Here is a 12,277-nt window from a genome sequence, read left to right as displayed (position 1 = left end):
CCCCTCAAGATGAGATTTCCCATCGCGCAAGCGAGTAAGACCCCTTGTAGATGACAAGGTTGATAGGTCTGAGGTGGAAGCGTGGCAACACGTGCAGCTGACAGATACTAATCGGTCGAGGGCTTATCCAACGCAAAGGATGAGGCGCCTCGATACGCGCTCTTTATGTTCGTTATCCAGTTTTGAGGGAACACTTGCACAGGATGTGCTGGCTTCTGCGTTACAAACAGGACGTTTGTATTCTTAGCAGAAGACCCTTTGACCATAAGTCTGGTGACGATAGCGAAGAGGTTCCACCCGTTCCCATGCCGAACACGGAAGTTAAGCTCTTCAGCGCCAATGATAATGAAGGGGCGACCCTTTGTGAAAGTAGGACGTTGCCAGGCAAGAGAGAAAGCCGTCAGATGATGTCATCTGACGGCTTTCTTGTGTCTTCATGGCAGGTGTTAACCTGTCGGCTTTATGCCTGTAAAAGGGCTTTTGCAAGAAGTCGAAACAAAGAATAAAGGGCAAGCTTGACATAACACGTGGAGTATCTGAAAATTTTAATAAAGAATTTGTAAGCATGTTTTCATGGATCGAGTGAGAAGGAGTTGCTGACATGTATGATTACCGAGTAGAACCTCTTGGTGATAGTGCGATTCGAATGGTGTTAGCTAAAACAATCTCACCAGAGGTGAACGAACATATTAGAAAGGTAATGTGGTCTGCCAAAAACTATAAAGGAAACGGCATCATTGAATGGGTCCCAACTTATACGGGAGTAACCGTTCATTATGATCCTGCTTCGGTCTCCTGGTCAACGCTTAAGAGTACAATCAAGCAAGTAATGGAAACGGCCTATAAGCTAACCCTGCCGGCTGCACAGATTTACGATATTCCCGTCTGTTATGGAGGAGAGTTTGGATCTGATTTAAAAAAAATAGCTCACCAAAAAGGAATGAAGGAAGAAGAAGTTATAGCTTTACACTCTAATAGAAAATATTTGATTTTTATGCTTGGTTTTACGCCAGGTTTCCCCTATTTAGGAGGGATGGATGAGAAGTTGGCAACTCCCCGCCTGGATACGCCACGCACTTTTGTGGAAAAAGGATCGGTTGGTATTGCTGGGATTCAAACAGGTGTGTACCCTGTAGCAAGTCCGGGAGGGTGGAATATTATTGGTAGAACGCCCATCCCACTTTTTAATCCCCAAAGAGAAAACCCTGTTTTATTAGAAGCAGGTGCCTTTCTTCGCTTTTACCCCATTACACGTCAGGAATATGAAGAAATCAGTATGATGGAATGAACAGGAGGAAGAGAGTATGGTTGCGAACATAGATTTAAACTGTGATCTAGGTGAGAGCTATGGTGATTTTAAAGTAGGGGAAGATGATAAAATTTTGCCTTACATTACTTCAGCGAATATCGCCTGTGGTTACCATGCAGGTGATCACAATATTATGGCAAGAACAGTACAATTAGCAAAAAAACATAACACTTCTATTGGGGCTCATCCAAGCTTTCCAGACCTGGGAGGATTTGGACGAAGAGAAATGAAGATAGCCCCCGAAGAAATTTATCGTCTTGTCATTTATCAGATTGGTGCCCTTCATGCTTTTGCCCGGACTGAACACATAGTGTTACAACATGTAAAACCTCACGGGGCGTTGTATAACATGGCTGCTAAAGACTACAGCGTTGCTGAGGCAATAGCCGAGGCGGTGTATCATGTAGACCCAAATCTCGTTTTATTTGGATTATCCGGTAGTGAGCTCGTGAGGGCTGGGGAAAACAGGGGGTTACATACGGCGCATGAAGTCTTTGCAGATAGAACCTACCAGCCTGATGGATCTCTCACGCCCCGAACGGCCGATAACGCATTTATTGAAACGCCGGAGGAAGCAGCAGAGAGAATTCTTCAGTTAATTGAGAAGAAGGAGGTCGCTGCAGTTGATGGCACCTCTTTATCTTTGCAAGCTGATACGGTTTGTGTACACGGCGATAACCCAAAGGCTTTAAACTTCGTTCGTCAATTACATCACCTGTTAATGAGTAAAGGAGTCCAAGTGAAGGCTTTAAGGTGTGTCACCGATGGAAATTAATACACTTTGTAGTGTGGAAAAACCAGGAATGTTTACAACCATTCAAGATGCAGGGCGAATCGGGTATCAAAGTAAGGGGATTCCTACGTCAGGAGTAATGGATGCATATGCCTTTAAATGTGCAAATGTACTGGTTAAAAATGAGGGGACGGAAGCAGTACTAGAGATGACACTAACTGGCCCCGTTTTGCATTTTCATAGGAATGCATTAATTGCTCTCACAGGTGCTGATATGAAACCAAAATTAAATGGCGTACAAAGGAGAATGTGGAAATCATTTTATGTAAAAAAAGGAGATACATTAACGTTTCGAGGAGCAGCAAAAGGAGCACGTACATATATGGCTGTACATGGGGGAGTCTATGCAGATGAAATATTGAACAGTAAATCTACGTATGTCAAGGCAATGATAGGAGGGCTGAAAGGAAGAGCCCTTCAAAAAGGTGATCTTTTATTTCGCGAGGAAAAAAAAGAAGAAAGACCAACACCTATTGCTCTTCATCCCAGTCTGATACCTTCGTACTCTGATCACGTAAATATCCGAGTAATTACGGGCCCCGAAGCACAACACTTTACTAAAGAATCCTTAGACAGATTTTTCACTTCTTCTTTTCAAGTAACCAATCAAGCAGATCGAATGGGGATTCGCTTACAAGGCCCTATGCTTCGCCATACCAACGGAGCAGACATTATCTCCGATGCCGTTTCCTTTGGAACGATACAAGTGGCAGCGGATGGGCAACCGATGATTTTGATGGCTGATCGACAAACGACAGGAGGTTATACTCGGATTGCTCATGTAATCACTACAGATCTTTCAAAAGTCGCTCAATTGTTACCTAGTCAAACTTTATGTTTTCAAAAAGTGGATATCCAGAAAGCACATCAAGAAATCTTAGAAGAGAAAAAGCTGTTTAAGCAAATGAGGTTCGCTAGACTTTGCCAATGAAAATCCTATGAAAAATAGAAAGAGCCGGTCCAACTTTACTGGATCGGTCTCTTTCTTATTCATATAGAAGAAACGATTGTTATTTTCCGTGTAAATAATTTATGAAGTCTTGATAAATCGCAACATTATCGGTGATTAAAAAGATAGGAAGGAAAACAAAGGTAGCGATTAATGCAACATTTGCTAATAAAAATGATCGAGTGTAGGTCCAGACTTGCATATGTCACGCTCCTTTTTGAATTTGTGTGAATATTCCATAATATTATTGTAACAGGTTTGTCACAAACTGACAAGATCGAAATAATTTTAAAAAAGTAGTTGCACAGACAATTTTAATGTGGTATATTTATATACGTGGCGTTGAGAGACGTAACAATATTACACATCGCGGGGTGGAGCAGTCTGGTAGCTCGTCGGGCTCATAACCCGGAGGCCGAAGGTTCAAATCCTTCCCCCGCAACCAATTATAATATGTGAAATGTATAAAGCCGTTAGGGCTTTTTTTTTATGTCCAAAGCAATTAGAAAGTGAATCTTTTATTTAAATACGTTAAACTGAAAGAAAAGTCTATGGAAGGTGACAAGAATGCCTCGGGATGAGTTTGTATGGATCAATAAACAGCGGCCTTCCAAATACTTTGACAGTCATATCATCGAGGGAATCGGAGACGATACAGCCGTTTATTCATCCAGTGACGATTTTGACGAACTACTGTGTGTTGACACATTAATAGAAGACATTCATTTTAAAAAAAGTACGATGGCTCCTGAGGATATCGGTCATAAGGCTTTAGCAGTGAATATAAGTGATATCGCTGCTATGGGAGGAATACCTACGTACTATATGGTCGCAATAGCCGTTCCTACGACTTGGTCGGATGACGAACTAGAAGGTATCTATAGAGGAATGACCGAACTAGGTATTCGTTATAAAATGGATATGATCGGCGGCGACACGGTATCCTCTCCTCGAGGACTAATGATCTCTGTGACGGTGAGAGGAAAAGTTGAAAAAGGACGGGCATTACTCAGAAAAAACGCAAAACCAGGAGACCTTGTATTTTTGACGAATACTACAGGACGTTCTGCGGCGGGATTATCTCTTTTGTTAGATAAAGGACGTCACGGCCGCTTTAGTATGCAGGAAAGTGAGTTGGTACAGACCCATCAACGGCCCGAACCGAGAGTGCAAGAAGGCCGTGCTGCAGCAAAAATAGATCCGTTAATAAGCCTTAACGATATTAGTGATGGGTTAGCTAGTGAATTGAATGAACTGGCTGAAGCTAGCAACACTTCGATTGAATTGTGGGAAACACATATCCCTATTGCGAAAGAATTAAAAAACTTTCCTGAAAAAAATTATTGGGACTGGATTTTCTACGGAGGAGAAGATTTTGAATTGGTAGGAACAGTTAGGGAAAGCGACTGGCCTATTTTAGAAAACGAAATAGAAAAGACAGAGTCTCAGCTTTACGTTATTGGGAGAGTATTAGAAGGGAACCCTTTAGTGACATTATTAGGGGAAAAGAGAAAAACCATTTTAGAAAAAAAGGGATATAACCATTTTAAACAATAATCATTCTTGTAATTTGGCAGAAAGCCAGGTGAGTAAATTGGATCGTATCAAAATAAATAGCAGCTCACCCGAGTCCACCATTGAGATAGCTGCGAACATTGGCAGGCATTTACAAAGAGGGGATATTGTAACGTTAGAGGGTGACCTTGGAGCAGGTAAAACACACTTTGCGAAAGGAATAGCTCAAGCGTTACATGTGAAGAATGTCGTGAACAGTCCCACTTTCACTATTATTAAAGAGTATGAAGGGGACTTTCCTTTCTATCATATGGATGTGTATCGATTAGAAGAGGATGAAGTGGATGAGCTTGGGATTGAAGAATACCTCGAGGGAGATGGGGTTTGCCTGATTGAATGGGCGGGAAAGATAATAGATCTACTTCCGACTGATATTTTGCGGGTGACCATTCTTCGTAAAAGTGACATGGAACGTACTATTTGTTTAGAAGATCCTAACGATAAGTTTGAAGCTTTATTCAAGGAGCTGCAAAATCATGAAAATACTAGCAATTGATACATCGACTCATGTCATGGGGGTCGCACTGGCAGAAGATAATAAGCTGTTGGGGGAATATGTCACCAACTTTAAAAAAAATCATTCTTTACGACTGATGCCTGCCATCCACGAACTGTTAAAGGAACTAGATATAAAACCTCAAGATCTTGATGCTATAGCCGTCGCTAAAGGCCCGGGATCTTATACGGGAGTTCGAATCGGCGTCACGACAGCCAAATCGATGGCATGGGCTCTTAATATTCCTGTGTATGGGGTTTCCAGCTTAAAAGTCCTTGCTCGGAATGGAACTTACTTCAGCGGGGTTATTTGCCCTTTTATCGATGCACGGCGAGGTCAAGTTTACACAGGTTTATATAAGATGGGTGCGGAACATCAAATCAAGACTATTATAAGTGATCATATTGTCGCTATGGAGGACTGGCTTCATTATATAAAAGAAAAAAATGAGCCGGTTTTATTTCTGAGCCAGGACTATGATCTTCATCACTCACTCATTTCAGAATCACTTGCAGATCAAGCTGTAGTAGGAAATGGCATGGATATGCTGCCAAAACCATCAGTGCTGCTTTCGCTGGCATTTGAACAAGAAAAACCTATTTCAGCTCATGCCTTAGTACCTGAGTATACTCAGCGTACGGAAGCTGAGAAGAAATGGTTGGAGAAAAAAGAAGGGAAAACGGATGCATAACAAATTTCCGATTATCCGTCTTATGGAAGAAGAAGATTTGGAAGGTGTCCTTCGGGTAGAACATGATGCGTTTCAAATGCCGTGGACGAGGTATGCTTTTTTGAATGAACTTCACAATAATCGTTTTGCCCATTACCTCGTCGCGGAATGGGACAATGAAATTATAGGCTATTGTGGAGTATGGATTGTATTAGACGAGGCGAACATTACGAATATAGCTGTTCATTCGGCATCTCGCGGTCAAAAAGTTGGGGAGTTGCTAATGATAAATGCGTTAGAGATGGCCTCGGTTTATGGGGCGAAAACCATGTCGCTCGAAGTACGTGTCAGCAATAAGATAGCACAGTCTTTATACAAAAAACTAGGCTTTGAACAAGGCGGTATTCGAAAAAAGTATTATACGGATAATAAAGAAGACGCTTTAGTAATGTGGGTGAAAATTGATGAATATAGAAAAAGAACAAATCAAGGATGACGAAATCATACTGGCTATTGAAACAAGTTGTGATGAAACAGCGGCGGCTGTCATACAAGGCGGGTCTTCCATTCTATCCAATGTAGTAGCCTCTCAAATAGAAAGCCATCAGAGATTTGGAGGCGTAGTCCCTGAACTGGCTTCTCGTCACCATACTGAAAACATTACATGGGTCGTGGAAGAGGCGTTGACTGACGCTGGTGTGATATTTGCCGATTTAGATGCTGTTGCTGTAACAGCGGGTCCAGGTTTGGTTGGAGCTTTGCTTGTAGGAGTGAATGCAGCGAAGGCTATAGCCTTTGCTCATGGACTTCCGCTTCTTCCTGTCCATCATATCGCTGGTCATATTCAAGCAGCCCGCCTGGAACGCCCGTGGCACTACCCGGCACTCGCGCTTGTTGTTTCAGGTGGTCATACGGAGTTAGTCCTGTTAAAAGATGAAGGAGAATATGAAGTGATTGGACAGACAAGAGATGATGCCGCTGGTGAAGCTTATGACAAAGTGGCCCGTAGCTTGAATCTCTCTTACCCGGGCGGACCACAAATTGATAAATTAGCACGAGAAGGAGAAACGATCATCCCCTTTCCAATAGCTTGGCTCGAGGAAGGATCTTATGATTTTAGTTTTAGCGGTTTAAAATCAGCGGTCATTAACAAACTTCACAATGCAAAGCAAAAAGGAGAAGTATTCCGAAAAGAAGATGTGGCAGCCAGCTTTCAACGAAGTGTGATAGAAGTACTTACGGAGAAGACGAAGCGGGCCGCTGCGCAATATGGAGTAAAACAAGTGGTCGTTGTGGGAGGGGTAGCTGCCAATAAAGGATTGCGTCAATCTATGAAAGATATTTTCTCTAATACAGAGGTAGAACTGACGATACCTCCTTTAGCCTTGTGTACGGACAACGCAGCTATGATTGGAGCAGCCGCTCATATTCAATGGAAAAAAAATATACAAGCCGATTGGAATTTAAACGGCAAAGCAGACCTGGCACTATTTTAAGCCAGGTCTTTTTTATGGTTTAGGAAATAATACAAGCATCACTCTGTATTTTTGTAAAAGATTAGCCATGTCTAAATCCAGGCGGCGTCGGTTCGAAGCAGCTTCTTCAGCGGGACTTCAGCACTTACCACGGGCCACAGATGATTGTTCTTTCGCTAAAAGCATACACGTCCTGTGTAAGTCAGAGCTCTAGATCTTTGGTTCTGGAGATGTCTCGTTTCAAATGTCATGGATGCAAATTCTATACATATCGTATTAAGCCATCTTTGTAGATCTTCGTTAGGTAGAAAAAAATCATAATTTTGTCTGTATAAGTCTTAAAGTAGAAATAAAAGATAATATTAGTGCAAGGAGACTTTGAGAAAATAAAGATCGATTTTGTTGTAGATAACTTATTTTGTGGATAATGTGGAAAAATAGAATGGTCCCTAGAAGTACGGGAAAAAAGTTGTTAACAGTAAAACTGTGGATAAGTGTCTTGTTTTGTGTATAATTCTAATAATTCCTAGTGTTTTAACGTTGCAATTGTTAATAAGTCTGTTGATAGTGTGGACAGATAGTATGAAAGGATAGAGAAGATGAGGAAGTTTAAAAACATATCTTTTCTGCTTTTATTACTATTCATTTATATATACACGTCTTTTTCCACGGAAGCGGAAGAAGTAAACAATAATCATGTTGTTACTATTCTTGTTCCCAGCTTATCATTGAGCCAATTTTACAATTGGATGGATCGAGATGATAAGGAACTATGGAATCACTCTTCTGTCATTGCTTTAAACCGAATAACCGGGGGATCTAAAACCCCTTTAAACGAAGCATTAACATTATCGAGAGGGAAACTAACACAAGCTCCACTAAATCATAGAATAGAGATTAACCTTCTCTCGATTAATAAAAAAAATAGGAAGGATGAGTATCATTATACGATCCCTTACCTCGCCAAAACGAATATCCATTCAACTTTAGGTGATTACTTAAGCACGAATCGTATCCATTCTTCTTTTACAGGCCACAGTGATGTCTTTTTTCGTACGCATCAATCAGCCCCTATTTTTACAGCCGATCATGATGGGAATACTTCTGGAAACAGAGATGTTTCTATAAAAAAGAAGGCAGCAGCTCCTGGTGGATTTGAGATGGATGGAAGAAGCACAATTAAATGGATTGAACGCATTCAACAGACGTATTCTTCCACCTGGACGGTTGTAGAATGGGGAGATCTTTACCGGTGGAAGAACGCACCAGGACAAAAAGAGAGCATACATCACACGATGGACAAGTTATCCACATTCATCTTGGATTTAAAAGAGAGAGGACAAACGATTTATTTATTAGGGGTGGATCCAGACGAAGGAAATTTACTGCCCTTTGTCAAATGGGAACGTGACACACCGGAAAGAGGGAATGAGTGGTATTCTCCGACAGTGAGACAGTCATTTTTAGGTAGCAGTCTAGATGTAGCGCCAACGATTCTGGGACAGTTTGGACTCCTTATTCCAGATGTCTTGAATGGTCATGCTTTAGTGGAAAAGAAGGGAAGCTATCATATAAGTGAGGCTATGAGAAAAGAAACAAATGGAGCCGAGCACATTTTCCACACGCGGTCATCTGTTCTTTCTGTTTATATAACCGTCCTTGTTCTTCTTTTAATAGCCGGATTCGTGTACTGGAAATTCAATAAAAAAAGGAAACAAAAAGCTTATGTTCTGATCAGAACGTTATTGATTGCTGGCATGGTATCGCCCATTTCTTTTATCGTGGCATCCGGTATATTTGGCAGGGGAATGACCCTTGTTCCTGTGTATAGTGGAACGGTGATCTTATTATCACTAGGTCTGGCAGTTTTTATATCGCTATATGGAAAGAGACAGGGCGTATGGATTGTTTCTTTCCTATTAATAGTGGTAATTACTACTGACTTGATAGGCGGAGCCGAGTTAATGAAACGTTCTTATCTCGGATATGATCCTATCATCGGTGCACGATACAGTGGAATAGGGAATGAGTTAGGTGGTTTCTACACTGCGGCTGTGGTTGTTTTCTTAGAACCTTGGATACGCCGTAAGAAGTATGTAGTCCTCTGGTGTTTCTCGCTCTTCTTTTTATTTGTTCTCGGCTCGTCGGTATTAGGGAAAAATGCGGGTGTGACGATGGCGACAGGGATGATGTTATTTATTTTGTCATGGCAAGTATTAAAGAAAAAGCAAAAGAAGTTGTTGTCTTACTTATGGGGGAGTATTCCGGTACTTGCATGCCTCATCGGTTTGTTATATATATTCCAGCAATTTGGCGGCCCTTCTCATATAGGCAGTGCGTTTCAACTACTTTTACATGGAGAATGGGGAGAATTAAAAGAAATTGTTAGCAGAAAGCTACAGATGAACATAAAGATCATGATGCATTCAAACTGGACGAAATTGTTAATAACGTCGTATGTGTTAGCTGCTTTGTATATGATACTGGGGAAGTCTGGTTCCTTCCGTATATCCCAACAATATGTATTGCGAGCCGGCGGGGTCGGATCCATATTTCTACTTTTACTGAATGATTCAGGAGCGGTAGCAGCGTCTACATCTATGTTTTATTTACTCTGCGTACGATACATGTGGGTCTTTTGCGAAGAAGATGATGACAGAAATATAACGTTTCCCTTGCTAGGGATAAGACATCGGAAGAACGTATTTGATGTGGAATGAGAGAGAATGGCATGGGCTGTATCAAAAGTGGTTATGCATTCGAAAACCTCAATTATCATCACAGGCACAATGAAATATCCACTTAAGCGGGCAGTGTTTTTCATAAAGGAAGCCTTCATACTTTTGATACAGACCTCTTTTAAAAGCTAAAGCTATTAAGCTTCTTCGAGTTGAAGATTCTCCCAATGCTCCATTTTCGTTTCAAGAGTACGTTGAATATGATCTATCTTATTTTGAAGGTCAGCAGCTTGTTCATAGTCTTCGTAGACTTGGGGGGCGAGCAGCTCTTCTTCTAGTGCTTCCATTTCTTTTTCTAACTTTTCAATTTCTAGTTCTGTGGCTTCAATTTCGCGCTGGCGCTTTCTTGCTTCTCTTTTTGCTTCTTTTTCTCGTTCATAATTACGCTTGTCATTTCCTTCGACCTCAGTATCAGAAGAATGGCTGGATCGTTCTTGTTTTCGAAGCTCTTCTCTCTGTCTCTCCTCATCTTTCTTTCTTAAATAATAATCGTAATCACCGAGGTATTCAGTTAATCCCTCATCTGTAAGTTCGACAATCTTCGTAGCCATTCGATTTAAAAAATATCGGTCGTGTGATACAAAAATTAAAGTCCCAGGATAATCGAGTAACGCAGACTCTAATACTTCCTTACTGTCGAGGTCAAGGTGGTTTGTTGGCTCGTCGAAAATAAGCAAATTTGCTTTTTGCATCATTAATTTAGCAAGCGCCAAACGTGCTTTTTCACCACCGCTTAACTCAGAAACTTGTTTTAACACGTCTTCCCCGCTAAAAAGAAAGTTGCCAAGTATGGTACGGATATCTTTTTCCAGGGTTAAAGGGTATTCGTCCCAGAGTTCATGGAGAACATCCTTATTTGAGTGTAAATCAGCCTGCTCTTGATCATAATAACCGATCGTTACTTTGCTCCCCAGCTGAATGGTTCCATGGGCTGGAGTAAGCTGTCCGGCAATCGCTTTTAGAAGGGTTGATTTTCCAACCCCGTTCGGGCCGATGAGTGCGATGCTTTCTTGTTTTTTTACTTGTAGGTCAAGATGGTGAACGACAGGGCGGGCTTCTCCATAACGAACAGTAAGATCAGAAATGTTTAACACATCATTTCCGCTTTGACGGTCGATGTCGAATGAAAATTTTGCTGATTTTTCCAATCCCATAGGTTTATCCATTATCTGCATTTTCTCTAGCTTCTTACGACGACTTTGTGCTTGTTTCGATGTAGAAGCCCGTACAATATTTCGTTGTATAAAATCTTCAAGCTCAGCAATTTCTTTCTGTTGTTTTTCGTATGCTTTGAGATTTTGCTCATACCTGAGCGATTTTTCATGAAGATAATCGCTATAATTACCATGAAATAAGGTAGCTTTTGTTCGAGCTACTTCGTAAACCTTTGACACAATGTTATCAAGGAAGTATCGATCATGAGAGACAATTAATATAGCCCCTTTGTAGTTGATTAAATAGTTTTCCAACCATCCGAGCGTCTCGATATCCAAGTGATTCGTCGGCTCATCAAGGACAAGAAGGTCAGGTTGAGACAGAAGCATCTTACCAAGTGCCAGTCTTGTTTTTTGGCCGCCGCTCAACACAGAGATAGGGGTGTCATAATCAAAATGTGAGAATTTTAATCCCGATAATACACTTCGAATCTCTGCCTCGTACTGATATCCGCCTTTTTCACGAAAGGTATGCTGAAGGGTATCATACTCTTTAAGGACAGTTTCATAAGAAGCTTGATCCTTCATTTTATCTGGATGAGACATTTGCTCTTCAAGATGTCGCAGCTTTTTTTCCATATCTCTAACGTCTTCGAAAACAGTTAGCATCTCGTCCCAAATGGATCGTTCTGACTGTAACCCGCTATGCTGGTCGAGGTAACCAAGATGCAAACCTTTAGGAGTTATAATATCTCCGGAGTCATAAGATAGCTCTCCGGCAATCACTTTTAAAAGAGTAGATTTTCCAGCCCCGTTCCGACCTACCAAAGCTACTCGTTCATTTGATTTTATTTCAAGTTTTACTCGATCTAGGATTGTTTCCGCGCCAAAAGATTTTGTAATATCGACGCATTGCAAAACTATCATTACGCTTCATCCTTTATAAATAAAGTGGAGTCATTACGTTTGGTGTTACTCATTTGTGATGTCTATATTGTATCGTATTTTGTCCGCCAAGGCGAAGAAGGCTTGATAAACAGGTCAAAGAAAATTTTTAGAAATTAACATTTGCTTTTTCTAGAAGAGCACGGTGAGAGAAATGGTGACTGCTTAGGCAG

11 protein-coding genes, 1 tRNA gene and 2 rRNA genes are annotated in these 12,277 nt (G+C 41.1%); 12 read left to right on the top strand and 2 right to left on the bottom strand.

The genetic code is table 11. The features are described 5' to 3' along the window. The 5 genes from BM095_RS12765 to BM095_RS12745 form a co-directional block, all read left to right on the top strand. Positions 1-131, top strand: a 23S ribosomal RNA gene (locus BM095_RS12765); the annotation flags it as partial. Between the two features lie 138 nt (positions 132-269). Next, positions 270-386, top strand: a 5S ribosomal RNA gene (gene rrf / locus BM095_RS12760). Between the two features lie 215 nt (positions 387-601). Beyond that, the gene (pxpB, locus tag BM095_RS12755; RefSeq protein WP_091662468.1) at positions 602-1,288 is read left to right on the top strand and encodes a 5-oxoprolinase subunit PxpB; all 687 of its coding nucleotides are present in this window, start codon (positions 602-604) and stop codon (positions 1,286-1,288) included. Positions 1,289-1,304: 16 nt separating this feature from the next. Further along, a complete protein-coding gene (locus tag BM095_RS12750) occupies positions 1,305-2,084 on the top strand; it encodes a LamB/YcsF family protein (protein WP_091662465.1) in 780 nt (259 codons plus the stop codon). Next, the gene (locus BM095_RS12745; RefSeq protein ID WP_091662463.1) at positions 2,074-3,033 is read left to right on the top strand and encodes a 5-oxoprolinase subunit C family protein; all 960 of its coding nucleotides are present in this window, start codon (positions 2,074-2,076) and stop codon (positions 3,031-3,033) included. Before BM095_RS12750 ends, BM095_RS12745 begins: the two co-directional genes overlap by 11 nt. Positions 3,034-3,112: 79 nt before the next feature. Here BM095_RS12745 and BM095_RS16625 read toward each other — a convergent pair whose 3' ends face one another. Beyond that, on the bottom strand, positions 3,113-3,253 hold the full coding sequence (locus BM095_RS16625) for a hypothetical protein (protein ID WP_177194812.1): 141 nt from the start codon (positions 3,251-3,253) through the stop codon (positions 3,113-3,115). A gap of 166 nt (positions 3,254-3,419) precedes the next feature. Between BM095_RS16625 and BM095_RS12740 the strand changes: the two genes are divergently transcribed. The 7 genes from BM095_RS12740 to BM095_RS12710 all read left to right on the top strand — a co-directional run bounded on the left by BM095_RS12740 (position 3,420) and on the right by BM095_RS12710 (position 9,987). After that, positions 3,420-3,496 (top strand) — tRNA-Met (locus BM095_RS12740). A 122-nt stretch (positions 3,497-3,618) separates the two neighbouring features. After that, positions 3,619-4,608, top strand: coding sequence for a thiamine-phosphate kinase (gene thiL, locus BM095_RS12735; protein ID WP_091662460.1), 990 nt, complete (start codon positions 3,619-3,621; stop codon positions 4,606-4,608). A gap of 37 nt (positions 4,609-4,645) precedes the next feature. Further along, positions 4,646-5,122: a tRNA (adenosine(37)-N6)-threonylcarbamoyltransferase complex ATPase subunit type 1 TsaE gene (gene tsaE, locus BM095_RS12730; protein WP_091662458.1), complete on the top strand. Its 477-nt coding sequence runs from the start codon at positions 4,646-4,648 to the stop codon at positions 5,120-5,122. Then, positions 5,103-5,813, top strand: coding sequence for a tRNA (adenosine(37)-N6)-threonylcarbamoyltransferase complex dimerization subunit type 1 TsaB (gene tsaB, locus BM095_RS12725; RefSeq protein ID WP_091662455.1), 711 nt, complete (start codon positions 5,103-5,105; stop codon positions 5,811-5,813). The genes tsaE and tsaB overlap by 20 nt, the downstream gene beginning before the upstream one ends. Next, a complete protein-coding gene (gene rimI, locus BM095_RS12720) occupies positions 5,806-6,288 on the top strand; it encodes a ribosomal protein S18-alanine N-acetyltransferase (protein WP_245757899.1) in 483 nt (160 codons plus the stop codon). The genes tsaB and rimI overlap by 8 nt, the downstream gene beginning before the upstream one ends. Then, a complete protein-coding gene (gene tsaD / locus BM095_RS12715) occupies positions 6,257-7,288 on the top strand; it encodes a tRNA (adenosine(37)-N6)-threonylcarbamoyltransferase complex transferase subunit TsaD (protein WP_091662452.1) in 1,032 nt (343 codons plus the stop codon). Before rimI ends, tsaD begins: the two co-directional genes overlap by 32 nt. A 578-nt stretch (positions 7,289-7,866) precedes the next feature. Further along, positions 7,867-9,987, top strand: coding sequence for a hypothetical protein (locus tag BM095_RS12710; RefSeq protein WP_091662450.1), 2,121 nt, complete (start codon positions 7,867-7,869; stop codon positions 9,985-9,987). 155 nt (positions 9,988-10,142) lie between these two features. Here the strand turns inward: BM095_RS12710 and abc-f are convergent, their stop codons facing one another. Then, on the bottom strand, positions 10,143-12,086 hold the full coding sequence (gene abc-f, locus BM095_RS12705; RefSeq protein ID WP_091662447.1) for a ribosomal protection-like ABC-F family protein: 1,944 nt from the start codon (positions 12,084-12,086) through the stop codon (positions 10,143-10,145). Positions 12,087-12,277: the final 191 nt, after the last annotated feature.

Origin of the sequence: Alteribacillus iranensis (assembly GCF_900113025.1) — a bacterium.
GTDB classification, from domain to species: domain Bacteria; phylum Bacillota; class Bacilli; order Bacillales; family Marinococcaceae; genus Alteribacillus_A; species Alteribacillus_A iranensis.
This window is presented reverse-complemented; position numbering and strand designations above follow the sequence as displayed.

Excerpts from the sequence above, each read along its gene's own strand:
- tsaD (WP_091662452.1), top strand. The coding sequence starts at position 6,257 with ATGAATATAGAAAAAGAACAAATCAAGGATGACGAAATCATACTGGCT.
- BM095_RS16625 (WP_177194812.1), bottom strand. The coding sequence starts at position 3,253 with ATGCAAGTCTGGACCTACACTCGATCATTTTTATTAGCAAATGTTGCA.
- thiL (WP_091662460.1), top strand. The coding sequence starts at position 3,619 with ATGCCTCGGGATGAGTTTGTATGGATCAATAAACAGCGGCCTTCCAAA.
- rimI (WP_245757899.1), top strand. The coding sequence starts at position 5,806 with ATGCATAACAAATTTCCGATTATCCGTCTTATGGAAGAAGAAGATTTG.
- BM095_RS12710 (WP_091662450.1), top strand. The coding sequence starts at position 7,867 with ATGAGGAAGTTTAAAAACATATCTTTTCTGCTTTTATTACTATTCATT.
- tsaB (WP_091662455.1), top strand. The coding sequence starts at position 5,103 with ATGAAAATACTAGCAATTGATACATCGACTCATGTCATGGGGGTCGCA.
- abc-f (WP_091662447.1), bottom strand. The coding sequence starts at position 12,086 with ATGATAGTTTTGCAATGCGTCGATATTACAAAATCTTTTGGCGCGGAA.
- BM095_RS12745 (WP_091662463.1), top strand. The coding sequence starts at position 2,074 with ATGGAAATTAATACACTTTGTAGTGTGGAAAAACCAGGAATGTTTACA.
- BM095_RS12750 (WP_091662465.1), top strand. The coding sequence starts at position 1,305 with ATGGTTGCGAACATAGATTTAAACTGTGATCTAGGTGAGAGCTATGGT.
- pxpB (WP_091662468.1), top strand. The coding sequence starts at position 602 with ATGTATGATTACCGAGTAGAACCTCTTGGTGATAGTGCGATTCGAATG.